The organism is Allomuricauda sp. F6463D (assembly GCF_023015965.1).
Lineage (GTDB): Bacteria > Bacteroidota > Bacteroidia > Flavobacteriales > Flavobacteriaceae > Flagellimonas.
Window position 1 is genome coordinate 981,444 of record NZ_JALKAN010000002.1, and the last position, 24,383, is coordinate 1,005,826.

Sequence of the window (24,383 nt, forward strand, 5' to 3'; positions counted from 1 at the left end):
TTTTTTAAAAAGTTGCACTAACACCTAATGTAACTGTTCTCGACCTTGGGAAGGCGGTATAGTCGATTCCCAGAGATGGTATATTGTTCAAAGATTTTGGTACGTTAACTTCTGGGTCAAGACCTGAATAATCTGTGATGATAAATAAGTTCTGACCGATCAAGGATAAACGCAAACTTTGTAAAGTTCCATCTCCGCTCAATGGAACGTTGTAACTCAACGATGCATTTTGCAACCTTAAGAAATCACCTTTTTCTAAAAATCTTGTAGAAACATCAGCTGCGTTGGCATTGGATTCTCCATTTGTAAGAACGTTTTGGGTAACATTTTTACCTACTCCAATAATACCTGCTGTAAAATAGGCGTTCTGCGTATTATTATATACATAGAATCCGTACTGTCCGGACAAGAATGCATTAAAGTCCCAATTCTTGTACGAGGCACTTGTACTAATACCTAAATTAACTTTAGGCAATGCACTCTTATCAACAAATTGTTGAACATCACCATTTGGATAGATTGAGATTCCGTTTTCATCAAATCCTCCAAACTCTCTTAAATAGTAGGAAAATAATGGTTGTCCACCAGCTAACAACTGAGCAAACGCTCCTGTAAGACCATTACCGTTAATTTCACCTGTTTGAATTTGTCCATCGAAATCCTCCACCATGTTATCGTTATATGCTACGTTGAAACCTAGGTTCCAGTTGGCTTCCTCCATTTGGATGATATCATAGTTCATGGAAAGTTCTACCCCTTGGTTAATTACTTTGGCATCTAAATTACCAAAGAAAAAAGGTTGGGGCGAAGGTTGTGCCGCTTCTTGTTGAAGAAGCAAGTCGTTGGTTGTTTTGTGGTAAAAATCCAACGTACCGGAAAATCTATTATTGTTGATACCAAAATCAATACCAATGTTAGCTTGCGCAGTTTCTTCCCATTTTAAATCATCATTTGTAAATGATTGAATTGAAAGACCTGGCGCATTGATATTTTGATTTTGATCTATACCAATATCCGCAAAACGCTGTCTTACGGTGAAATTACCGTATCCTAAACCTTCCTGGTTACCTGTTATACCGTAACCAACACGAAGTTTAAGAGTAGAAAAAGTATCTCCAATAAAATCTTCCTCGTTCAATTTCCAAGCAAATGCACCTGAAGGGAAGTAACCATATTGATTATTTGGTCCAAACCTTGAAGAACCATCAACCCTTAAAGTACCAGTAACAATATATTTATTGGCAATAGCATATTCAGCTCTACCAAAGAAAGATTGTAGTTCATCTGTAGTATCAAAATAATCGCCTGCGACTGCACTAATTGGAACGCCAAGAGGGCTGGTTACATTAAATGTTCCTGGCTCGTCTACAAATAAACGGTTTACAAACGTTCCTGAATCATTATAGCCGAATTGCTGGTACTCGCCATCGAGTTGACTTTCGATAGTAGAGGTCGCGGATTCCAAATCGGAAGTCATTTGATTTAAATCTGTTGTTGCAAAACCTAAACCTGTGATATTTTTACCTGCTCTTTGGTAGCTCTGGAAAGAGTAACCAACTAATGCGGTTAACTTTGAATCATCAAATTCCTTAGTGTAATTAAGAGTTAGATCTAAAAGTTTACCAGTAACCTCCACGTTACTGAATGCTCCCTGCCCTTGACCGGGTGCGTTTCCAATACCAGTTGATAATGAAGATTGTACTTGATATTTTTCAGAACTTGAATCATCATAACCTACCGCAACTTTAGCTTTTAATTCTTCTGTAATGCTATATTCTGCGGAAACGTTCCCCAAAAATCTATCGGTGTTGGTTACATCATCATAGTAGTTCAACAATTGGAGCGGGTTAATTTCACTGCCTCCTGTTGTAAAGTTTGTGCTTGCTGGCCATGTGGGATTGGCAAAATAAGTAGCACCAAGCAAATCTCCAGTAGAGCCCGAATTGTTGCTAATAGCACCCCCGTCATCGTTAATTCTTGAAAGTGTCAGGCTTGCATCAATTTTTAATTTATTATCAAAAAATCTTTGTGATGCGTTTATCCTCCCTGTAATTCGTTCTTGTGCATAACCTTCAACGACACCAAATTGCTTTTGGTACCCGAAAGAAGCACGAACGTTTCCACTTCCATAATTTTTGGCGTAGGAAAGGTTTTGGGTCTGGGAAGCAGTACTTCTCAAAATAAGTTCTTGCCAATCTGTGTTAGATCTAAAATCTAAAGCGTTAGGGTCACCGCCGTATTCTGGTAGTGCAGTAAGGAATTCATTTCGGTCTAATAGATTGAAGGTTTTAGCAGGTGTGGAGTAGCTTAAGTTTGATGTAAACTCAAATTTTCCTTGTCCTGTTTTACCACTTTTAGTTGTGATTATTACAACTCCATTTGCACCACGAGAACCATAAATGGCCGTAGCAGAGGCATCTTTAAGGATACTCATGCTTTCAATATCGTTTGGGTTAAGGAAGCTCAATGGGTTTTTGGAAGAGCTGGTTCCTGTACCTACATCGGCACCTCCTGCAGAAGTGTCCTCACCTGTAAGTGGCATACCATCGACAACAAATAATGGATTATTGTTGGAACGAACGGAACTTGTACCTCGAATTCTTACATTAATACCTGCTCCTGGCTCACCACTGCTCTGTGTAATCTGTACACCAGCTGTTTTACCCTGGATCAACTGCTCGGGGGATGATATCACCCCTTGATTAAAGTCTTCCGCGTTAACTACAGCAACTGCACCGGTGGCATCATCCACGGTAGTTTGCCCATAACCAATAATAACTACTTCGTCCAATGCCTGTGCATCTTCTTCCAAGCTAACGTTGATACTGGATTGGCCATTAACCGCAATTTCTACGGTTTTGTAACCAATGTAGCTGAAAACCAAGGTTGCGGTATCCTCTACATTGTTAAGGGTGAAGTTACCGTCAAAATCGGTCTGCGTACCATTGGTAGTACCTTTTACCAATACGCTCGCCCCCGGCAACGGTCCGTTTGCATCCGAAACGGTACCTGATACTGTCTGAGCTTTTACCAACCCAAAGCATAAAAATGCTCCAAGCAATAAAAAGCTTTTTAGTAGCGTAATCTTCATAGATAATTAATTTTAAGTTTAGTTAATTTTAATTCAAGATGTTAAACATATATAAAAAAAAGATTAATATTAACCTAAAGTATATTGCAAGACACAACGAAAACGGTTTCGTGTTAATAACTTTCAGGAGTGTTGAATTAACAGATAGGGACAGACCTGTTTGTTTAAATCCTATTTATTAGGTTTAAATTTGAGAATATAGCAATATCAGCACTAATATAGTGATTTAATTTTTTTTGCCAATTTTAAGAAAACTTGTCATGGGATGTAAGTGCTTCCTATTTGTTAAAAAATATTTTTTTATACAACCTCATGTCTTTATTAAGTAATTTACCACAAGAAAATAGTACAGTTTAAAATTGACCATCATTGAAAGCCAAGATTACTTTAAAAGATATTGCCAGAGAACTTGAAGTTTCCATATCTACTGTTTCAAAAGCACTAAAGAATAGTGAAGAGATCGGTAGGGATACAAAAGATAAAGTTCAGGCCTTTGCCAAACTTTATAATTATAAGCCCAATAACATTGCGATTAGCTTAAAAAATAAAAGAACTAAAAATATTGGTGTTGTAATTCCGGATATCGTACATCATTTTTTCACCACAGTAATTCGGGGTATAGAAAAGTATGCAAATGCAAGAGGTTACAACGTAATTGTCTGTCTTTCAGAGGAGTCTTTTGATAAAGAAGTCATTAATATGGAAATGTTGGCCAATGGAAGTATCGATGGTTTTATAATGTCCCTCTCTTCTGAAACGCAAGAAAAGGGAGACTACAACCACCTTAAAGAAGTAACGGAACAAGGGATTCCTGTAGTACTTTTTGATAGGATAACGAATGAAGTGGATTGTGACAAGGTTGTTATTGACGATGAATTAGGTGCTTATCTCGCTACCACAAAATTTATTGAACAAGGAAAAAAGAAAATAGCCTTAATTACTACAGATGATTATCTGAGTGTTAGTAAAGCAAGAACCAGAGGTTATCGTAAAGCTTTGGAAGAAAGTAAGCTTGGAGTGGATAATTCTTTGATACTTAAACTTCCTTCCATGGAAATGGATGAACAAGCCATTAAAACTTTTTTGAACCGAAAAGAACCCGATGCAGTGTTGTGCGTTAACGAAATCTTTGCCGTATACAGTATGCGTTTGGTTCAAGAAAAAGGATATAAAATACCAGATGACATCTCATTTATCGGTTTTACAGACGGCGTTTTATCCAAATATGCAAATCCTAGCCTAACCGTAGTGGCGCAACATGGAGAAAAAATGGGTGAGGTGTCCGCAAAAATGTTGATAGATAAAGTAGAAAGTGAAGCGGAGCATGAAACGTATCAAACTAAAATATTGGAACCCACTTTGGTAATCCGAGATTCTATTGCACACTGATTTAGGTTTGCATTCTTCATTCATGCCAGCATGAAATTAAAATATATTCTCACTTTTTTGATAATTTTTGTCACAGTATATTCATGTGAGCAAAGAAGTAATCATAAGCAAAAGCCCCTACAACCAATAATGGAGAAAAAAGAAGTAGTCTATCAGGTATTTACCCGTCTTTTCGGAAACACCAAAACTACAAATAAGCCTTGGGGCACAATCGAGGAAAATGGAGTCGGCAAGTTTGTCGATTTCTCGGATAAAGCTTTGGCGGAAATCAAGGATTTGGGCATAACCCATATTTGGTACACGGGAGTGCCCCATCATGCTTTGATAAGGGACTATTCCGCCTATGAAATTTCCAATGACGACCCCGATGTGGTAAAAGGGAGGGCTGGCTCACCTTATGCAGTTAAGGATTACTATAATGTAAATCCCGACCTGGCCATTGATCCGTCAAAAAGACTGGAAGAGTTCAAGGAGTTGATACAGAGAACCCATAATGCTGGGATGAAGGTGATTATCGACATAGTTCCCAATCATGTCGCGAGAAATTATGAAGGAATTACCAACCCAGAAGGAGTGAAGGATTTTGGAGCTTCCGATGATACATCCAAGGAATATGATGTAAACAATAATTTCTATTACATTCCAGGTGAGGTGTTCAAAGTTCCACAATGGCAGGATGGATATTTACCATTGGGAGGTGATGAAAACAGCTTGGCAGATTCAAAATTTGAAGAAGTTCCGGCGAAATGGACCGGAAACGGTTCCCGATTGGCACAACCGCATGTTAACGATTGGTACGAAACGGTAAAAATCAATTATGGAGTTCGCCCAGACGGCACAAAGGATTTCGAGGAGCTTCCAGATGAATACCGCAATAAAGATTACAAGGTGCATTATGAATTTTGGAAAGATAAAACCCTTCCCGATTCATGGTACAAGTTTAAGGACATAACCCAGTATTGGTTAGATTTTGGGGTAGATGGCTTCCGTTTTGATATGGCCGAAATGGTTCCGGTGGAATTTTGGAGTTTCCTCAATTCCAATATAAAAATTAAAAACCCCGATGCCTTTTTGTTGGCAGAAGTGTACAATCCCGATTTGTACCGAGATTATATCTCCCAGGGCAAAATGGACTACCTGTATGATAAGGTAGAACTTTACGATAGTATTAAGCACATTATGAAGGGCTACGGGTGGACGGATCATATTCCCGTAGTGCAAAAAGGAATGGCCGATATTGAACATCACATGCTTCACTTTTTGGAAAACCATGACGAGCAGCGCATAGCCAGTCCAGATTTTGTGGGAAATGCACAATTGGGTAAACCGGCCATGGTAGTTTCTGCCACGATCAGCACTTCGCCCACCATGATTTATTTTGGACAAGAAGTAGGAGAGCCCGCGGCAGAGGATGCTGGGTTTGGAAAGCCCACACGAACCTCTATTTTTGATTACATTGGGGTGCCGCACCACCAAAGATGGGTAAACAATAAGGAATTTGACGGTGGTCAGCTATCCGATGAGGAAAAAAACTTGAGGGATTTTTACAAACGGCTCCTAAACTTCACCATACAGAGTGAGGCTTTAATGGGTGAGTATCAAGAGATTCATTTCTATAACAAAGAGAAAACTGAAGGTTACGACCACAGGGTACTTTCCTATGTAAGATGGTCCGATACCGAAAAACTCATCATCATAACCAATTTTGATTCCCTGAATAATTATTCCTTCAAATTAAAGGTCCCTGAAGATATAATCACAAAATGGGATTTGAATGAAGGGGTATATCCATTGACTGAAACCCTATATGCTGCGGTTAATACAAACATGTCGGTGAGAAATGGACAAGGTCAAATACAAGTGGAATTGCAGCCCTTACAGTCCTATATATTTAAAGTAGAAAAATAAAAAACGTCCAAATCGGATGTTGGTCAGTTACGCATTCTTATTTTAAACCTGTTTCAAGTTTTTTTACCCCAACCTGGATTTCTTTAATTAGATAAGACATTGATTCCTCTTTTTTTCATTTTCAAATCGTATTTTTAGCCTATAAAACCAAACCATAATGAAGAAGAATTTACTTATAACTCTTGGGGCTGTTTTACTTTTAACAAGTTGTGAGATGACAAAATCAAAACTATTGGTAATAGGGCATAGAGGGGCTATGGGCCACGAAACCGAGAATACTCTAGCCTCGGTACAAAAAGCGCTGGATTTAGGAGTGGATATGATCGAAATAGACGTGTTTAAAATTAAAAGTGGCGAGATAGCTGTTTTTCACGATACTACGATAGATAGATTGGCCAACTCTAGCGGAAATATTGAAGAATATGATATTCTTCAGCTAAGAGAACTTACCCTGGAAGGAGGACATAAAATACCAATGCTTCAAAGTGTATTAAAACTCATTAACAATCAGGTTGTATTGAATATTGAGCTAAAAGGGGACGGTACTGCTGATAAGGTAAATCAAATTGTTAACTACTATGTTGAGACCCAGGGTTGGACTTTGGACAATTTTGTGATATCCAGTTTTAAATGGGATGAGCTAAAAGATATGCGGAATCTCAATAAGGATATAAAAATTGCCGTGTTGACCTCTGAGGACCCCATGATGGCATTACCGATTGCCAAAGAGCTCGGCGCGGTGGCCATAAACCCTAATTTTAAAACACTTACCAAAGAAAATACCCGAAACATTCAAGAAGAAGGATTTAAGGTGTATACATGGACCGTTAACGAACCTGAGGATATCAAAAAAATAACCGATTTTGGGGTCGATGGCATTATTACCAACTACCCGGAACGTGTGAAATAATGTTCGATGTTATAATCGTTGGGGGTGGAGCAGCTGGATTTTACGCAGCCATTCAAATTGCTGTGCAAAAACCGGAATGTAAAGTTGCCATTTTTGAAAGAGGCAAAACCGTACTATCCAAAGTGAAAGTGTCCGGAGGGGGTCGCTGTAATGTTACCCACGGAGAATTTTCACCTAAGGAATTAGTGGCAAACTATCCTCGTGGCGAAAAAGAACTTTTGGGTCCTTTCCATACCTACGCCCCCATGGATGTCATGGCATTTTTTGAAGAACGTGGCGTACCCCTTAAAATAGAAGAAGATGGCCGTGTATTTCCAAAAAGCGATTCGTCTCAAAGTATAATTGATTGCTTGGTGGGCGAAGCTGACCGTTTAGGTGTTAAGGTGTTGAAAAACAGCTCTGTAAAATCAATTTTAAAAACCGAGGAATGCTGGCAGGTAACTACGATGAACAAGCATTATCAATGCAAAAAACTATTGCTGGCCACGGGCAGTAACCCCAAAATATGGAAACAGCTGGAAAGCTTGGGACACCATATAGTTCCACCGGTACCTTCTTTGTTTACGTTCAATATTAATGATGAAAGAATCAGAGGAATACCAGGGCTGAGCACGGAAGCATCCGTAGAGGTATTGCCAAAGAAAACTTTTAATACGGACAAAAGTTCGTTAAACCTAAAAAGTAAGATTAAGGATGATGCCGTACTTTATGCAGATGGACCACTTTTGATAACCCATTGGGGGTTGAGCGGTCCGGCAATTTTAAAGTTATCAGCTTGGGGTGCGAACATTTTAAATGAATACGATTATTCTTTTAGGATAAAGGTGAATTGGGTTCCAGAATACAGCACGGAATCCATGCAGGCTTATCTTAAGGAGATGAAAGAAATCGAAGCAAAGAAAACCGTGGTACGAACCAATGCCACTGAACTTCCAAAACGCCTATGGAGACGGTTAGTGCAGGCGGCAAAAATAGCACCCGAAGAACGCTGGGCGGATATTAACAAAGAACAACTTTTGGCGTTGGCAGATCAACTGACTGCCGCTTCTTTTAAAGTTGATGGAAAAAGCACTTTTAAAGAGGAATTCGTTACCGCTGGTGGCGTGGATTTAAAGGAAATCAACTTTAAGACATTTGAAAGTAAATTGCACCCAAACCTATACTTTGCAGGAGAAATCATCAACGTGGATGCTATTACGGGAGGATTCAACTTTCAAAATGCATGGACCGGGGCGTACATTGCCGCCCAGGCTATTATTAGTTCCTGAAAATCACTTAAGGGCTATGGCTATCCAGGCCGCTACCACTGCTCCCAATATAGGCCCTACAATGGGAATCCAAGCATAGGTCCAGCCATTGCTCCCCTTATTTTTCAGCGGCAATAAAGCATGGACAATACGCGGTCCCAAATCCCGGGCAGGGTTAATGGCATATCCCGTAGTACCTCCTAAAGAAAGACCAATTCCCCATACGATCAACGAGACGGGTAAGGCCCCTAGAGAACCTAAACCTATAATAGCGTTGTCGGGTGAAAGCATGGCATCAGTAAAGTAAAGCACAGAAAAAACCAGCACAAAAGTACCGAGTACTTCCGAGAAGAGATTTATAAATGTATTTGGTATCGCCGGAGCTGTGCAAAAAACAGCTCTTTTTGTATCGCCATCTTTTGTAGCATCAAAATGATCTTTGTTTACTAGCCAAATACAAAATGCAGCCAGCATGGCTCCAATAAATTGGGCCAATATATAAGTTGGAACTTCGTTCCACGGAAATTCTCCAGCAACAGCAAGCCCAATACTCACAGCGGGGTTTATATGTGCACCACTGTGGGGGCCGGCCACTGCAACACCGGTAAAAACGGCAAAGGCCCATCCTGCAGTGATCACAATCCAACCGGAGCCATTACCATAAGTTTTTTGTAGGGAAACATTGGCAACTACCCCACAGCCGAGTACCATTAGCAAAAAAGTACCTACAATTTCAGATACAAAAGGAGTCATATATATGTAATGTTAGTGTTTAAAAAAAATTAAGGGTTTTCTGTCCAGAATTCAAGTGCTTTAATTGCTCTGTACCATCCTTTGATGCCTAGCTCAATTGTTTCTCGTTCTTGCGTAGGTTTAAAATGTACATCGGTCTCCCAAATATCTTGGATTTCCTCTGGACTTTCCCAATAACCAACGGCCAATCCAGCCAAATATGCGGCTCCCATTACTGTAGTTTCTACTACCTTAGGGCGAACAGTTACTGTATTCAATACATCGGCTTGAAATTGCATCAACAAATCATTGACGGTTGCTCCGCCATCTACACGCAATTCTTTGATTGATATTCCAGAATCTGCCTCCATAGCTTTTAGTATGTCCATGGTTTGGTAGGCTATGGAATCCAACGCAGCACGGGCAATATGGGCATCAGTGCTACCGCGGGTCAACCCAAAAATAGTACCTTGGGCCTTTTGGTTCCAATGTGGTGCGCCCAGACCTGCAAAGGCGGGAACAAAAAACACCCCATCGGAACTAACTACTGAACTAGCAAGTTTTTCCACTTCCGCAGAGGTCTTTATAATATTTAGACTGTCTCGAAGCCATTGTACAACCGCTCCTGCAATAAAGATGCTTCCCTCGAGGGCATAATATGTTTTTCCATTGATTTTCCAAGCTACCGTGGTAAGTAGGTTATTCTTGGAAACAATTGGTTTTTCTCCGATGTTCATCAGCATAAAGCACCCTGTGCCATAGGTGTTTTTTACCATACCCTGTTTGGTGCACATTTGTCCGAACAAGGCCGCTTGTTGGTCACCCGCAATCCCTGCAATAGGAATTGAACTTGCGAATAAATTAGGGCTTGTATGTCCATATACTTCACTGGATTGTTTCACTTCAGGAAGCATGCTCTTGGGAATCGTTAAGAGACCCAATAGTTCATCGTCCCATTCCATGGTATTTATATTAAAAAGCATGGAGCGCGATGCGTTGGTAACATCCGTAATATGTAGGGCTCCATCGGACATTTTCCAAATGAGCCATGTGTCGATGGTTCCCAGTACTAAATCACCGGCTTCCGCCTTCGCTCTGGCACCTTCAACATTATCAAGAATCCATTTTACCTTGGTGCCCGAGAAATAAGAATCTATCACTAATCCGGTTTTTTTACGGATCATATCGGATTTTCCTTCTTTCTTGAGTTCATCACAATAGTCTGCCGTGCGTTTGTCCTGCCACACAATGGCATTGTAAACAGGTTCCCCCGTATGTTTGTCCCATACAACAACCGTTTCACGCTGGTTGGTAATTCCGATGGCAGCCATTTGAGATGCCTTAAGACCTTTTTTGCTCACTGCTTCGGCGGCCACACCTGCTTGGGTAGACCAAATTTCATCCGGGTCGTGTTCCACCCATCCTGGTTTTGGGAATATTTGTGTGAATTCTTTCTGTGCGATGGAAATAATGGTTCCCTTTTTGTCAAAGACCACGGCACGGGAACTGGTAGTACCTTGGTCCAATGCAAGGATGTATTGGTTCATTTTATTAATTTAATGCGTTTGAATTTACTAAAATTAATTTGGGTTTTAAATCAATTTGTATGAGGAATACATATATAGCATTGCTTCGGGGTATTAACGTAGGTGGTCAAAAGAAAATGAAAATGATTGAGTTAAGGGCTGTTATGGCAGAAGAAGGGTTTCAAAATGTAAAAACATACATTCAAAGTGGGAATATTGTTTTTGATTGTGATGAAACCAACCAAGAGAAACTTGAAAATATTATAGTAAACGCTATTTGGCAGCATTTTGGGTTTAATGTGACAACTTTGGTCATTAAATATGATAAGCTTAAAAGAATTGTTCAATCAAATCCTTTTACTTCCGTAAACTATGTTGAAAAAAGATACTACGTTATGCTCAAAAGACCACCGGAAGATTTATTGGTTAAGGACTTTAAGGAGCTGCATTTTCCCAATGAGGATTTCCATTTAACCGATACCTGTGTTTATTTATTATGCAATGAAGGTTACGGGAAGGCAAAACTCAATAACAATCTTATTGAAAAGAAGTTGAATGTGGAAGCCACCACTAGAAATGAAAAAACGATGAAGAAGCTTCTGCAAATGTCCACTTAAGGATTGAGTTCCCAAATTTTATAATTTAGTGCAGCGGCAAATGCTACCCATATCACATAAGGAATCATCATATATGCGGCAGGCTTGCTAATTACCCTAAACCATTTTATCGTCAATATAATCATGGTCAACAAGGCTAAAATGACCACTAGTCCAAGAAGAGGATTTCTCAATCCAAAAAATACAATGCTCCAAAGCGCGTTCAACAACAACTGGAATACAAAATGATAAAGGGCAGATTTTACCCAGATATGGTGATATCCTTTGGACCAAACCATCCCGGCCGAAATTCCCATTAAAATGTAAAGGGTGGTCCAAACGGGTGCGAAAAGCCAGCTAGGCGGCGTAAACGAAGGTTTGTTGAGTGTTAGGTACCAATCGTTTACAGAGCTTTGGGTGGCTATGCTGGATAGGAATCCAATGGCGAGGCAGACCAAGACGCATATGGATATGTAAAAAAGTCTTTTTTTCATGGCTGGTGGAACTTCAACTAAAATAAGAATTTATTTCATTCCAATTTCCAGTAAGTTTGTCGCTGCTTATATTTGTTCAAATAGCCAAGCCCAATGACTGAAAAAGATTTTTTGCCCGGTGCATATCAAAAAATGCCAAAACACGGCAAAGTAACTTGGAAAGCACCCAGCAATATTGCCCTGGTAAAATATTGGGGTAAGAAACCGGTTCAGATTCCAGCCAATCCATCGATCAGTTTTACATTGGACTCTTGTGCAACCACTACCTCTGTATCTTTTGAAAAAAAAGCTGACAGTGAACTGTTTTCGTTTGACTTGTTGTTCGAAGGAAAGCCTAAGGATGATTTTAAACCCAAAATCCTGACTTTTTTGGAGCGAATTGAAAAATATGTACCTTTTTTAAAAGCGTATCATTTTACCATAGAAACCTCCAATTCCTTTCCTCATAGCAGTGGTATTGCATCGTCAGCCAGTGGCATGGCGGCTCTTTCGTTATGCTTGATGGATATTGAAAGCCAATTGAATCCAAGCTTGGATAATGGATTGTTCAACGCTAAAGCATCGTTTTTGGCACGTTTGGGGTCGGGTAGTGCATGCCGTAGCATAAAAGGCAATTTAGTGCAATGGGGTATGCATAAAAATATACCCAATAGTTCCGATTTGTACGGAATTGAATATCCGTTTGAGGTGGATTCTGTATTTATGAGTTATTGTGATACCATTTTATTGGTACACAAAGGACAAAAGCAGGTGAGCAGCACGGTGGGGCATCAGTTGATGCACGGACACCCGTATGCCGAAAATAGATTTCGGCAAGCATTTTCCAATTTGGATACACTTAAGGCTATTTTGGCAAGCGGAAATTTGGAGGAATTTATTAAACTGGTGGAAAGTGAAGCATTGACCCTACATGCCATGATGATGACCAGTATGCCTTATTTTATATTGATGAAACCCGCTACCTTGGAAATCATAAACAAAATATGGCAATACCGAGAAGAAACGAAAACACCTGTATGTTTTACTTTGGATGCGGGAGCCAATGTTCACTTACTATACCCGGCATCTGTCAAAGAAGAAGTAATGGAATTTATTCAAAATGAACTGGTAGAACATTGCGAAAACGGACAATACATTCATGATCGGGTAGGGATGGGAGCCACCAAAATAAAAGGCTAAAGATGAACAGCAAAGCCTTTTTTTTACGTTATTTGCCATGATTTTAGATGGTTGGAACAATTTTAAAGATAAAATTGAGTTGTTTATCTAATTTTACCAAACATTAAACAAAATTTGTTTGTATCTTAGTACTTATGAAAGGTCCACTATTTTATTCTAAGATTTTATTGTTCGGGGAGTACGGTATTATTAAAGACTCCAAGGGACTTTCAATACCCTACAATTTTTTCAAAGGCGCACTTAAAAGGGACAAGAACAATTCCGAAATGGCCCAAGAATCCAATAGGAGCTTAAAGAGTTTTGCAGGCTACCTAAAAATGCTTGAACTTAAAGAGGAAGGTTTGGTCTCATTTGATATTGAAGCTTTGGAAAAAGATGTGGCCAATGGAATGTATTTTGATAGTTCCATTCCTCAAGGTTACGGTATTGGTAGTAGTGGTGCTTTGGTAGCGGCTATTTATGATCGCTATGCTTTGGACAAAATCACGGTTTTGGAAAACTTGACTCGTGAAAAACTACTTCAACTGAAAGAGATTTTTGGGAAAATGGAATCCTTTTTTCATGGTAAATCTTCTGGATTGGACCCTTTGAACAGTTATTTGAGTTTACCTATCCTAATCAATTCCAAGGATAATATCGAGTCTACCAGTATTCCTTCACAAAATACCGAGGGAAAAGGAGCTGTATTTTTATTGGACAGTGGTATCACGGGTGAAACAGCTCCCATGGTGCAATTGTTTATGGAGAACATGAAGCAGGAAGGTTTCCGTAATATAATCAAGAACCAGTTTGTAAAACATACGGATGCCTGTGTGGAAGATTTCTTGAACGGCAATGTAAAGTCGTTGTTCGGGAATCTAAAACAACTTTCGCACGTAGTATTCGACCACTTTAAGCCCATGATTCCATCAAAGTTTCATCAACTGTGGCAAAATGGGATCGAAACTAACGATTACTATCTAAAACTTTGTGGTTCTGGGGGCGGCGGTTACATATTGGGCTTTACCCAAGACTTGGAAAAGGCAAAAAAAGCACTAAAGGGCCATAGATTGGAAGTAGTGTACAACTTCTAAAAGCAAATCCATGCTTAGTAGAAAAAACAAACTAGTGCTTTTTAAGCTGCTGAGTCTGTTTTCTGTAGTAAGGGGTTACAACATCCTTGTAATTACCTTGGCCCAGTACTTGGCATCCATTTATATTTTATCTCCGAATACTCCTCTGCGAGAGGTTGTATTCGATTTGAATTTGTTCCTTATCATTACCGCTTCGGCTCTTACTATTGCAAGTGGGTACATCATAAATAATTTTTATGATGCAGAAAAAGACCTTATCAATAAACCCACCAAAAGTATGTTAGATCGCTTGGTGAGCCAACGATTTAAACTAACCACTTATTTTATACTCAATTTTTTAGCGGTTTTTGCAGCCAGTTACATTTCGTTTAGGGCAGTGTTGTTTTTCTCTGCCTATATATTTGGTATTTGGTTATACTCCCATAAACTAAAACGTATACCACTTTTAGGTAATTTGGTGTCTTCTACTTTGGCCATAACTCCATTTTTTGTGGTGTTTGTGTATTACCAGAACTTCCAAACGGTAATTTTTGTCCATGCCATGTTCTTGTTTTTATTGATTTTGGCCCGCGAAATGATCAAAGACTTGGAAAGCATGCCCGGTGATATGGCACAGAATTATAAGACCATACCTATTATCTACGGTCTAAAAGTGTCAAAAGCCATAATTTCCTTGTTGATAGGTCTTACGTTGATTCCTGCACTTTTGTTGATCAAAACATTTGATGTTGGCTATATGTACCTGTATTTTATGGCCTGTATTGTACTTTTGGTACTCTTTCTGGTACTACTTTGGAGGGCGGATGGAAAAAAACATTACGTTTGGCTCCACAATATCATTAAATTTATTATTGTGGCCGGGGTTTTCAGTATCCTGTTGATTGATGTAGATGTGGTACTGAACCGAATATTGTAATTATTTGTCCTTTAGATTTTTTGGAACTTAAAAAGAGTACATTTGCACAAAAAATACGACTGATGGCGAAATCAGACAATAGTAAAGGTAAAAGACCTTCCAAGAACTTCCAAAAAGGAGATAATAAGAAGCCGTTTGGCAAAAGAAGCTCCTCAAAACCAAGACAGAGCACTCTCCATAAAAAATCCAACCCCGATGAAATTCGATTGAACCGGTACATTGCGAATGCAGGTATTTGTTCTAGACGGGAAGCGGATACATTTATAGCTGCCGGAAGTGTTACGGTAAATGGGAAGACGATTACCGAAATGGGATTTAAGGTGAAACGTTCCGATGATGTTCGTTTTGATGGGAAACGACTTAACTTGGAAAAGAAGGAATATATTTTACTGAACAAACCCAAGAATTTTATCACCACCACAAGTGATGAAAAAGGACGACGCACCGTAATGGAACTTATTTCCAGCGCGTCGAACAATCGTTTGTTGCCCGTAGGCCGATTGGATAGGAATACTACTGGACTATTACTTTTTACAAATGATGGTGACCTAACCAAAAAACTGACTCATCCCAAACACAATGTGCGTAAAATTTACCATGTGCATTTGGACAATAGCCTTAGTTTGGCGGATTTGCATAAAATTGAGGCAGGTCTGGAATTGGAAGATGGGCCCATAACCGTAGATGGTGTTAGTTTTATACAGGGTGTTCCAAAGCGCGAAGTTGGAATAGAATTACACAGCGGACGTAACCGTATTGTACGCCGTATTTTTGAACATTTGGGCTATACCGTTACCAAATTGGACCGTGTTATTTTCGCGGGACTCACCAAAAAAGATTTGCCTCGTGGCCATTGGAGACATTTGACCGAGCAAGAAGTGGTTAATTTGAAGAATATTAAATAGTTCGGTTTTTGGGGGAGCTTACATTTTAGGCGCTGTATTTTGGTTATGCTCACATCCAATGAGGAAAATGGACATTAAAACCATTAGACAAACAACTATTTTTAAATTATTCATAATGGTTGGTTTAAATTGCAGATAATATTTAAAGGAGTGGTTTTTTTTTAATTATTATATTGGTAACTGACCGAAGTTGATGAATTTAAACCGAAAAAAAATGGAGGTACTTGGTGTATGGATTATTTCATATCCATTTTTACACCTTGGAGTAGAAATTCAAAAAGGCCTTCCATATCTATAATCGTCCAAACAATTGGAGTTAAGAACAATAGATAGATTATATACAAAAGCATTCTGTTTTTTCTTTTCGACAATTTATTTAATGCTATGTAAATCAATACATAGAAAACGGCAATAATTCCGAAGGCAATGGCAAATAGTGGCATAAATCCACCCATTAGTAAAGCCGCTATACAAAGTATAGCAAGAAGTATGGCCAGTACCAGAGAAGAAATTTTGATGATTTTCATATGCGGTATTTAATAAGATGCTTATTGTAGAAGTTAAGTACGCAAATTTATTTGAATTGATTAAGGAGGAATGTACGGATGCCTCTTTCGAATTGACGGATTGTATCACATCAAGAATAAATTCAATCAGCGATTAAACCAATAGGTAAACTTTAGTGTCAACGACCATAAATTGCCTTCCAATAGGGATAATTGTTCGTTGTTGTTGAATACCAAGAAGAGATCGGAGGCTGGGGCGTAGCGCCATTGTAGTCGGGAGTTGATGCCAAAACTATTGATTTGTTCATTGTATTGGAACAAGTTGGACCAAAACAATTTATTGGTAAAAGTAATATCGGCTTCGGTACCAACGAGCCAAAAATCCGTGGTATGCCACGGGTCTGGCAAATCCAAATTATTGTAGCTGAGGTTTACGCCTAAACTTACATATGGTTGAAAACGATACCCTAGTTCGGCATTTATGTTGGTGCGATAACCGCTTGAAAAATAGCGGCCCAATCGCGTGGACAAATTATAGGTAAAAAGGCTTTTGGGACGCGAATTATACGAGATATAAACACCGTTCCAATGGTGTTGTGTGCCTGCTTCCAATTGCTCCCTGCCCATGTTGGTGGGGTCAAAAGGGGCCAAAAGATGTACATATTCATTAAAAATATCGAAATTAAAAGAGCTTCGGTCCAAAAGGTTTAGTCCATAACCAAAAATAGATACATAATCTGTGGAATTAAAATTAGGGTTGAAATAATAAAATCCCGTGAATTGTGGACCATGGCTTACGACTTTTTTACTTGGAGGTAAAAACTGATAGCCTACAGAGCCTTCTAACTTTATGTAATTTTTCCGCGGCACAAAACCCACTTCAGAAACAAAGTTCTCCGAAATATATTCCTGTTGCGCACGCCAATTCCAGTTACGGCTACTATATGCTAAATGGGCCCCCTGTGCAAAACCGTTATAAGAAGTATCGGGTCCAAAAGATTTGAGCATAAAAACCTTGCCATTGTATTTATTGTCCGCGGAGGCTAAGTTATATTCCAATCCCAAATTTCGGTTGAATTTGGTGTACTCCGTCTTTAAGCTGTCCGAGAGGGCGTCATAGTCTAAAGATTCTTTATTCACGAACATCAACCCAATGTTGGAACGAGAAAACACTTTTTGTTGCAATGAAAGCACAGCAAAGTTTTGACTGGGGAGTCCCGTTTCGTCCATTTTGTCAGTCTGCATGTCCATCACCCCCAAACGGAGATTTCGATTAATGTTGCCACTCACACGGGCACCTGCAATAATGGGTACGCCCAAACCTATCCTCCGTGAAAAAAATGGACGAATCTCATCATATCCAAAACTAGCAAAGAGGTCGGCATTTTCTAGGAAAAACTGGCGCCTTTCAGGAAAAAAGAGCTCAAAACGAGTTAAATTGGCTACTTGTCGGTCGGCTTCTACCTGCGAAAAATCTGGGTTGATGGTGAGGTCGAGATTCAAGGATGAGGTGAGTCCTAATTTTACATCGCCCCCAACTTTAAATTCATCTTTGTAGGCAATGTCATCAATACTGGAATTGCCCATCGTACCCAATACATATGGAATAATGGAATAGTTGAGACCTTGTTCGGGTGGAGGATTGTCCCATACCATAGTTCCGGTATAGGCTAGGGAAGAGGTGGAGAATTGTCTTGGTATTGGGGTCCAGCTCGATTTTTCGTTTGTGCTAAGATCTAGCCTAGCAAAATTCACTCCCCATTCTTTTACTCCTTTTTCATATCTGATGGATTTAAAGGGAATGGCCATCTCCACTATCCATTTGTCTTCGTAATTCTGAACTTCGGACACCCATTTACTGTCCCAATTAAGGTCTATGTTTCCTCCGTTGGACATAGTTCCGTCTCGCTGTGCCCCATAAGCGTTTGCACCAAAGCTAAATCCCGTAGTTTGATTGTTGAATGGATCCATGACCCACAAGAAATTATCGTTGCCGTCAAAGGAAAAATCCCTACGGAGTGATTCCACTACGTAAGTATTTCCGGGCGTTTTATAAAAGGTGGCCAAAAGATAGAGATGTTTATCATCATAAGCCATTTTTACCTCAGATGGCTGGGTTGCCTTGCGGTCATCCATGGGCATCACCATAAAAAAATCTTGGACTGCCTCTGCTTTCTGCCATGTAGCCTCATCTCCCTTGCCATCTATGGTAAATGTTTCAGCGGTTTTAAATAGATGGATTTTGTAATCGGCATTCTTCTTTTGGGCATAAGAAAACTCACAAAAGAACATAGCTAGTACTACGAAAACGGAGGTGGGAGAGGCTGGTTTAATCATTGTAAGTTTAGTGCGGTAAAAGTAATAATTTACTTTTATTTTTAACAATGAATCAAAATATAGGTGTTTAAGTTGTGTAAAATTATGGAATTATCAATGAGTTTTTTATAAAGTGTATAAACTGACCTATACTTTGGAAGGCTTACCCCCATATTCATTGAAAGTATCCCATAAAAATCATACCATCTATATACGAACTATATGAGCGGTGCACGAGTGTGACACTCGCCAACAATACTTTTGTATTAGAAGAATTGCTCCATTTTCTCTTTTATCTGCTCCAAACACAAATTCCCCAAACTACCCTCATGGGTGTGTTCAATATCACGTTTGGGTTTAAAATTACCATTTTCAATCGCTTTGCCCATAGTTTTGTATGCATCTCGGAAAGGCATACCACTTTTTACCAGTTCGTTCAAGGTGTCCACACTAAAGAGATAATCATATTTTGGATCGTCCAAAATGGATTTGTTTACTTTGATTTCTTTTAGGCTGAAAGTCATCATCTCCAAACAGGCTTGCATATCCTGCAAGGCGGGAACAATGACTTCCTTTACCAATTGAAGGTCTCTGTGATAGCCGCTAGGCAAATTGTTCATGATCATGATCAATTGGTTGGGCACGGATTGAATCTTATTGCATTTGGCTCGAATTAGCTCAAACACATCAGGGTTTTTCTTGTGAGGCATAATGCTACTTCCCGTTGTGAGCTCATTGGGGAAAGAGATAAAATCAAAATTCTGACTCATGTACAAACATATGTCCATTGCCATTTTGGATAGTGTGGCAGCAACGCTTGAAATTCCAAATGCAGTAGCTTTTTCCACTTTTCCACGCCCCATTTGAGCGGCGACCACGTTGTATTTTTGCGTAGTAAAATCCATTTCCTTAGTTGTGAAACTTCTATCTATTGGAAAGGAACTTCCATAACCGGCAGCGCTGCCCAAGGGGTTTTGGTCTGCCACTTTATGCGCAGCTTGTACAAAATACAGGTCATCAATCAAGCTTTCGGCGTAGGCAGAAAACCACAGTCCAAAGGAAGAAGGCATGGCAATCTGTAAATGGGTATATCCTGGCAACAATATGCTTTTGTGCTTGTCAGCAAGGCTCATCAATAAATCAAAAAGTGTTTTTACCTGACTTTTTATTTCAGTGAGTTCATCTTTAAGGTACAATTGCATGGCTACAAGAACCTGATCGTTCCGAGAGCGAGCTGAATGGATTTTCTTGCCAGTATCACCTAATTTTTCGGTCAGCATAAACTCTATTTTGGAGTGCATGTCCTCAAAATCGTCCTCAATTGTAAAAATCCCTTTTTGGATATCTTTAGCGATGGAATCCAGTGCTTTTACAAGATCTTTGGTTTCATTTTCAGTAATCAGCCCTACTTTACCCAACATTTTGGCGTGTGCTTTGGAAGCAATCACATCATATTTTGCTAATACCAAATCCAATTCACGGTCGTTGCCAACGGTAAAATGATCTATTTTTTTATCAGTGCTGAATCCTTTGTCCCAGAGTTTCATACTATTCAATTATCAGTTATCAATAAACGATGGCTTATTGTAAAAATCCCGTTAAGGTTTTAATGTAAATATCTATTCCTTCTTCAATTTCGTTGACGAATATAAATTCGTTGGCCGAATGAGATCGTGTGCTGTCACCAGGTCCCAGTTTTACCGATTGGCAACTTAATGCAGCTTGATCGGATAAGGTAGGTGATCCATAAGTTTTTCTGCCCAAGGCCAATCCACTTTTTACCAAATCGTGCTCCGGGTCTATACAGGAGGAGTTCAACCGTAAAGAACGCGGGGTTACTTTGCAAGGCGCCTCCTTTTGTAGAGTAGCAGCAATTTCTTCATTGCTATAACAATCATTTACACGAACATCAACGACCAAATTAACTTGAGCAGGCACAACATTGTGCTGTTTGCCTGCATTTATTTGGGTTACCGTAAGTTTTACTTCACCCAAGGCATCCGAAACTTTTTCAAAGCTGTAATCCTTGAACCATTGTAAGGTCTCAATGGTGTTGTATATGCAGTTGTTGTCGTTTGGATGCGCTGCATGGGAGGGTGTTCCTTCCACTACGGCATCAAAAACAACCAAACCTTTTTCAGCAATGGCTAAATCCATAAGTGTAGGTTCTCCAACAATGGCAACATCAATATGAGGTAGTATCGGAAGTAATGCTCTAATACTTTTGTCCCCCGCATTTTCTTCCTCACCGGTTGCAGCCATTATTATATTGTGACTTAAGCTTTCTTTCTCATAAAAATGGACAAATGTTGCCAAAAGCGACACCAAACATCCACCGGCATCATTACTCCCTAATCCAAATAGTTTGCCATCTTCAATATGGGGGTTAAAAGGATCTTTTGTGTAAGCATTGTTGGGCTTTACCGTGTCATGGTGCGAATTTAACAGTAGGGTGGGTTTGCGCTCATCAAAATGTTTGTTGAATGCATAAATATTGTTGTGTTGCCTTTTTGTTTCAACACCAAAACCTTGAAGAAAAGCTTCGATGGCATCACCCGTTTTATCCTCTTCTCCTGAAAACGAAGGTGTACTTATTAGCTTTTTTAGAAGTTCAAGGGCTTGCTTAGTTAAAATATCTTGCGTTATTTTCATAGTGTCAATGTTGTAAAATCTGAGTTGTCTGCTTCAAGCATATTTGTGTTTCCAACGCAGACTTTGGATACTTGGTTGCGCAAAGCATAAAAACAGTTATGCATTTTGGGCAGCATTCCGTCCGATATAATACCATAAGCCAAAAGTTCATCGTAATCCTTAGAATTAATATGTTGAATTACTGAATTGTCATCATTGATATCCTGAAGGACACCTTTTTTCTCGAAACAATAATAGAGCGTAGTATCAAACTGGTCGGACATGGCAATGGCCAGTTCAGCGGCAATGGTATCGGCATTTGTGTTGAGCATTTGACCTTTTCCATCGTGGGTGAGCGCACAAAAAATAGGGGTAAAACCTGCTTGTAATAGCTTGAATATTCCATAGGTGTTTACCGTATCAACATCGCCTACATAGCCAAAATCTATATTCTTTCTTGGTCTTTTATGCGCTCTAATGGCATCGGCATCGGCTCCGCTCATACCAATAGCATTAGTTCTCAATGCTTGTAATTTGGCCACTATTTTTTTGCTTACCAATCCACCGTAAACCATAAGGGCAATATCTAGGGTTTCTGCATTGGTGATCCTTCTTCCATTTACCATTTTGGACTCTACGCCCATTTGTTTGGCCAATTCAGTAGCTTTTTGACCTCCACCATGAACCAAAATCTTATTTTCATTAATTTTGGAGAACAGCTCCAAAACTTGCTTAAACCCTGCTTCATCTTCTATAAGGTTACCGCCTATTTTTACTATGGATAATTTTTGTTTCATCTGTGTTTGTTTCATTTATAAATGAGTCAATCCCACCTATACTGGCAGGTGATTGTCATTCACAATTTAAGTTTGGGGTTACAAGACAATTATAATTCATTTCAAATATTTTTCAGTAATTTTTTTAGTACAATTTGAGCTGAAAACACTCTGTTTTTGGCTTGTTCTACAACCAATGATTGACTACTGTCCAAAACAGCATCTTCTACAACCATATTTCTTCTTACGGGTAGACAGTGCATAAACTTGGCTTTGCCCAATTTTTCTTTGGTCATAGTCCATTGAGTGTCCTTGCTCAAAACTTCTCCATATTTTGAATAACTGCTCCAATTTTTCACATAAACAAAATCCGCATTCTCAACTGCTATATCTTGGTTGTGTTCAATTTTACAACCTTTTGTTATTTCAGGGTTGAGTTCATATCCCTTAGGATGGGTTATAACGAACTCCACGTCCTGTAACTTCATCATCTGGATAAATGAATTGGCCACGGCATGCGGTAAGGCTTTGGGATGAGGAGCCCACGATAGCACTACCTTTGGTCTTTTTTTGGTTTCGTTTTCTTTCAAAGTTATAGCATCGGCCAAAGCCTGTAGCGGATGTCCCACGGAACTTTCCATGTTCACTATTGGAATGGAAGCGTATTTTGCAAATCCATTGATAACTTCTTCTGCTTCGTCCTTTTCTTTATTTTTCAACCCTGCAAAGGCTCTAATGGCAACAATGTCAGCGTACTGGGAAACTACTTTTGCTGCTTCTTTGATATGCTCCGAAGTGCCTTGGTCCATTACGGTACCGTCTCCATATTCCAGCGCCCAGCCCTCATTGCCAAAATTCATGATCATTACCTCCATTCCTAGGTTCATAGCAGCCTTTTGTGTGCTTAACCGTGTTCTTAGGCTATTGTTGAAAAACAAAAGACAAACGGTCTTATGTTTGCCCAGATCTTCAAATTGATATGGGTCTTTTTTTAGGTTTATTGCTTCATCCACCCAATTGGGTAATGATTCTATATCGTTTACTGTTAAAAAATGCTTCATTTATAATGCTTTTTTTAGCGCTTCAAAAAATAAGTTTATGTGTTCTTTGGTAATGTTGAGTGCGGGTAAGAAGCGCAATAGTTTTTTGTTCTTTGCACTACCGGTGAACATATGTTGTTCTACAATCAATTTTTTACGTAGGGGAGCGACTTCAAAATCAAACTCCAATCCAATCATCAATCCTTTTCCCTTTAAGTTTTTGATCTCGGGAATCTCCTTGGTCTTTTCTTTAAAATAAGTTCCGAGATCTGCGGCATTTTCGATAAGATTTTCATTTTCCAAAACTTCCAAAACAGCAAGGCTTGCCGCACAGGCCAAATGGTTGCCGCCAAAGGTAGTTCCCAATAGACCATAAGAGGGTTTAAAGGATTCGTGAATCAAAATACCCCCTACCGGAAAACCATTCCCCATGCCCTTGGCGATGGAAATGATATCGGGTTCGATGCCGTGGTGCTGAAAAGCAAAGAATTTACCACTTCGTCCATAACCTGATTGTACTTCATCGGCAATTAGGACCACGCTATGTTCCTTACATTTTTTTGCGATGAATTGGAAGAATTCCGTAGTGGGTTCGTCCAGTCCTCCCACACCTTGAATGGCTTCCAAAATAACGGCGCAATGTTTACCAGAAGCAATTGCTTTTTCAAAGGCTTCAAAATCATTGAGAGGCAGGAAAGTAACTGCCTGCTGTTTGTTTATTGGTGCATTGATGCTTGGGTTGTCCGTTGCGGCAACAGCGGCCGAAGTTCTTCCATGAAAACCATTGTTGAAAGCTATGACTTTTGATTTTTCGGTGTGGAAAGAGGCCATTTTTAAGGCATTTTCGTTGGCTTCGGCGCCAGAATTGCACATAAAAAGATCGTAATTTTCACAATCCGACAGTTTGCCCAGTTTTTGTGCCAACTTTTGTTGAAGTGGATTCTGAACGGAATTGCTGTAAAATGCGATTTTGTCTAATTGTGCTTTAATACGATCAACATAAACAGGATGCGTGTGTCCAATGGATATTACGGCATGCCCGCCATAAAAATCCAAATATTTCTGTCCTTTATCATCCCACACCTCGATGCCTTTGGCAGAAACCGGGGTAACATCATAAAGTGGGTATACGTCAAATAATTTCATTT

20 protein-coding genes are annotated in these 24,383 nt (G+C 39.4%); 9 read left to right on the top strand and 11 right to left on the bottom strand.

Going from position 1 to position 24,383, the window contains the following annotated elements; genetic code table 11:
• Positions 1-4 precede the first annotated feature (4 nt).
• A complete protein-coding gene (locus tag MWU56_RS12815; protein ID WP_247044936.1) occupies positions 5-3,091 on the bottom strand; it encodes a SusC/RagA family TonB-linked outer membrane protein in 3,087 nt (1,028 codons plus the stop codon).
• A gap of 369 nt (positions 3,092-3,460) precedes the next feature.
• On the opposite strand from MWU56_RS12815, the gene MWU56_RS12820 reads away from it, so the two are divergent.
• The 4 genes from MWU56_RS12820 (at position 3,461) to MWU56_RS12835 (ending at position 8,566) form a co-directional block, all read left to right on the top strand.
• Entirely contained in the window at positions 3,461-4,480 is a 1,020-nt protein-coding gene (locus MWU56_RS12820) for a LacI family DNA-binding transcriptional regulator (RefSeq protein WP_247044937.1), read from the top strand.
• Between the two features lie 30 nt (positions 4,481-4,510).
• Positions 4,511-6,388: an alpha-amylase family protein gene (locus tag MWU56_RS12825; RefSeq protein ID WP_247044938.1), complete on the top strand. Its 1,878-nt coding sequence runs from the start codon at positions 4,511-4,513 to the stop codon at positions 6,386-6,388.
• Between the two features lie 157 nt (positions 6,389-6,545).
• Positions 6,546-7,298: a glycerophosphodiester phosphodiesterase gene (locus MWU56_RS12830; protein WP_247044939.1), complete on the top strand. Its 753-nt coding sequence runs from the start codon at positions 6,546-6,548 to the stop codon at positions 7,296-7,298.
• A complete protein-coding gene (locus MWU56_RS12835; protein ID WP_247044941.1) occupies positions 7,298-8,566 on the top strand; it encodes an NAD(P)/FAD-dependent oxidoreductase in 1,269 nt (422 codons plus the stop codon). Before MWU56_RS12830 ends, MWU56_RS12835 begins: the two co-directional genes overlap by 1 nt.
• A gap of 3 nt (positions 8,567-8,569) precedes the next feature.
• Here the strand turns inward: MWU56_RS12835 and MWU56_RS12840 are convergent, their stop codons facing one another.
• Positions 8,570-9,298 (bottom strand): MIP/aquaporin family protein, encoded by a 729-nt coding sequence (locus MWU56_RS12840; RefSeq protein ID WP_247044943.1) that lies wholly within the window; start codon positions 9,296-9,298, stop codon positions 8,570-8,572.
• 29 nt (positions 9,299-9,327) lie between these two features.
• Complete coding sequence (gene glpK, locus MWU56_RS12845) at positions 9,328-10,824, bottom strand: glycerol kinase GlpK (protein WP_247044945.1); 1,497 nt, start codon at positions 10,822-10,824, stop codon at positions 9,328-9,330.
• Positions 10,825-10,883: 59 nt separating this feature from the next.
• Between glpK and MWU56_RS12850 the strand changes: the two genes are divergently transcribed.
• Positions 10,884-11,420, top strand: coding sequence for a DUF1697 domain-containing protein (locus tag MWU56_RS12850; RefSeq protein WP_247044946.1), 537 nt, complete (start codon positions 10,884-10,886; stop codon positions 11,418-11,420).
• Here MWU56_RS12850 and MWU56_RS12855 read toward each other — a convergent pair.
• Complete coding sequence (locus MWU56_RS12855; protein WP_247044947.1) at positions 11,417-11,893, bottom strand: TspO/MBR family protein; 477 nt, start codon at positions 11,891-11,893, stop codon at positions 11,417-11,419. The two genes, MWU56_RS12850 and MWU56_RS12855, sit on opposite strands and share 4 nt — an antisense overlap.
• 93 nt (positions 11,894-11,986) lie before the next feature.
• Between MWU56_RS12855 and mvaD the strand changes: the two genes are divergently transcribed.
• The 4 genes from mvaD (at position 11,987) to MWU56_RS12875 (ending at position 15,966) form a co-directional block, all read left to right on the top strand.
• The gene (gene mvaD, locus MWU56_RS12860; RefSeq protein ID WP_247044948.1) at positions 11,987-13,072 is read left to right on the top strand and encodes a diphosphomevalonate decarboxylase; all 1,086 of its coding nucleotides are present in this window, start codon (positions 11,987-11,989) and stop codon (positions 13,070-13,072) included.
• Between the two features lie 134 nt (positions 13,073-13,206).
• Positions 13,207-14,145 carry a mevalonate kinase gene (locus MWU56_RS12865; protein WP_247044949.1) on the top strand — a complete coding sequence of 313 codons (939 nt, stop codon included), beginning with the start codon at positions 13,207-13,209 and terminating at the stop codon, positions 14,143-14,145.
• A gap of 10 nt (positions 14,146-14,155) precedes the next feature.
• On the top strand, positions 14,156-15,061 hold the full coding sequence (locus MWU56_RS12870) for a geranylgeranylglycerol-phosphate geranylgeranyltransferase (RefSeq protein ID WP_247044950.1): 906 nt from the start codon (positions 14,156-14,158) through the stop codon (positions 15,059-15,061).
• Between the two features lie 62 nt (positions 15,062-15,123).
• Positions 15,124-15,966: a pseudouridine synthase gene (locus MWU56_RS12875; protein WP_247044952.1), complete on the top strand. Its 843-nt coding sequence runs from the start codon at positions 15,124-15,126 to the stop codon at positions 15,964-15,966.
• A 236-nt stretch (positions 15,967-16,202) separates the two neighbouring features.
• Here MWU56_RS12875 and MWU56_RS12880 read toward each other — a convergent pair whose 3' ends face one another.
• The 7 genes from MWU56_RS12880 to MWU56_RS12910 form a co-directional block, all read right to left on the bottom strand.
• Entirely contained in the window at positions 16,203-16,493 is a 291-nt protein-coding gene (locus MWU56_RS12880) for a hypothetical protein (protein WP_247044953.1), read from the bottom strand.
• Positions 16,494-16,619: 126 nt separating this feature from the next.
• Complete coding sequence (locus MWU56_RS12885) at positions 16,620-18,809, bottom strand: DUF5916 domain-containing protein (protein ID WP_247044954.1); 2,190 nt, start codon at positions 18,807-18,809, stop codon at positions 16,620-16,622.
• Positions 18,810-19,054: 245 nt separating this feature from the next.
• On the bottom strand, positions 19,055-20,335 hold the full coding sequence (gene argH / locus MWU56_RS12890) for an argininosuccinate lyase (RefSeq protein ID WP_247044955.1): 1,281 nt from the start codon (positions 20,333-20,335) through the stop codon (positions 19,055-19,057).
• A 34-nt stretch (positions 20,336-20,369) separates the two neighbouring features.
• Positions 20,370-21,440, bottom strand: coding sequence for a M20 family metallo-hydrolase (locus MWU56_RS12895; RefSeq protein WP_247044956.1), 1,071 nt, complete (start codon positions 21,438-21,440; stop codon positions 20,370-20,372).
• Positions 21,437-22,216: an acetylglutamate kinase gene (gene argB, locus MWU56_RS12900; RefSeq protein ID WP_247044957.1), complete on the bottom strand. Its 780-nt coding sequence runs from the start codon at positions 22,214-22,216 to the stop codon at positions 21,437-21,439. The genes MWU56_RS12895 and argB overlap by 4 nt, the downstream gene beginning before the upstream one ends.
• A 101-nt stretch (positions 22,217-22,317) precedes the next feature.
• Entirely contained in the window at positions 22,318-23,256 is a 939-nt protein-coding gene (locus MWU56_RS12905; protein WP_247044958.1) for an acetylornithine carbamoyltransferase, read from the bottom strand.
• Positions 23,257-24,381 (bottom strand): aspartate aminotransferase family protein, encoded by a 1,125-nt coding sequence (locus MWU56_RS12910; protein WP_247044960.1) that lies wholly within the window; start codon positions 24,379-24,381, stop codon positions 23,257-23,259.
• Between the last annotated feature and the right edge of the window lie 2 nt (positions 24,382-24,383).

Excerpts from the sequence above, each read along its gene's own strand:
- MWU56_RS12875 (WP_247044952.1), top strand. The coding sequence starts at position 15,124 with ATGGCGAAATCAGACAATAGTAAAGGTAAAAGACCTTCCAAGAACTTC.
- MWU56_RS12880 (WP_247044953.1), bottom strand. The coding sequence starts at position 16,493 with ATGAAAATCATCAAAATTTCTTCTCTGGTACTGGCCATACTTCTTGCT.
- argB (WP_247044957.1), bottom strand. The coding sequence starts at position 22,216 with ATGAAACAAAAATTATCCATAGTAAAAATAGGCGGTAACCTTATAGAA.
- glpK (WP_247044945.1), bottom strand. The coding sequence starts at position 10,824 with ATGAACCAATACATCCTTGCATTGGACCAAGGTACTACCAGTTCCCGT.
- MWU56_RS12865 (WP_247044949.1), top strand. The coding sequence starts at position 13,207 with ATGAAAGGTCCACTATTTTATTCTAAGATTTTATTGTTCGGGGAGTAC.
- MWU56_RS12815 (WP_247044936.1), bottom strand. The coding sequence starts at position 3,091 with ATGAAGATTACGCTACTAAAAAGCTTTTTATTGCTTGGAGCATTTTTA.
- MWU56_RS12850 (WP_247044946.1), top strand. The coding sequence starts at position 10,884 with ATGAGGAATACATATATAGCATTGCTTCGGGGTATTAACGTAGGTGGT.
- MWU56_RS12830 (WP_247044939.1), top strand. The coding sequence starts at position 6,546 with ATGAAGAAGAATTTACTTATAACTCTTGGGGCTGTTTTACTTTTAACA.
- MWU56_RS12855 (WP_247044947.1), bottom strand. The coding sequence starts at position 11,893 with ATGAAAAAAAGACTTTTTTACATATCCATATGCGTCTTGGTCTGCCTC.
- MWU56_RS12870 (WP_247044950.1), top strand. The coding sequence starts at position 14,156 with ATGCTTAGTAGAAAAAACAAACTAGTGCTTTTTAAGCTGCTGAGTCTG.
- MWU56_RS12835 (WP_247044941.1), top strand. The coding sequence starts at position 7,298 with ATGTTCGATGTTATAATCGTTGGGGGTGGAGCAGCTGGATTTTACGCA.
- MWU56_RS12840 (WP_247044943.1), bottom strand. The coding sequence starts at position 9,298 with ATGACTCCTTTTGTATCTGAAATTGTAGGTACTTTTTTGCTAATGGTA.
- argH (WP_247044955.1), bottom strand. The coding sequence starts at position 20,335 with ATGAAACTCTGGGACAAAGGATTCAGCACTGATAAAAAAATAGATCAT.
- MWU56_RS12895 (WP_247044956.1), bottom strand. The coding sequence starts at position 21,440 with ATGAAAATAACGCAAGATATTTTAACTAAGCAAGCCCTTGAACTTCTA.
- MWU56_RS12905 (WP_247044958.1), bottom strand. The coding sequence starts at position 23,256 with ATGAAGCATTTTTTAACAGTAAACGATATAGAATCATTACCCAATTGG.
- MWU56_RS12910 (WP_247044960.1), bottom strand. The coding sequence starts at position 24,381 with ATGAAATTATTTGACGTATACCCACTTTATGATGTTACCCCGGTTTCT.
- mvaD (WP_247044948.1), top strand. The coding sequence starts at position 11,987 with ATGACTGAAAAAGATTTTTTGCCCGGTGCATATCAAAAAATGCCAAAA.
- MWU56_RS12825 (WP_247044938.1), top strand. The coding sequence starts at position 4,511 with ATGAAATTAAAATATATTCTCACTTTTTTGATAATTTTTGTCACAGTA.
- MWU56_RS12885 (WP_247044954.1), bottom strand. The coding sequence starts at position 18,809 with ATGATTAAACCAGCCTCTCCCACCTCCGTTTTCGTAGTACTAGCTATG.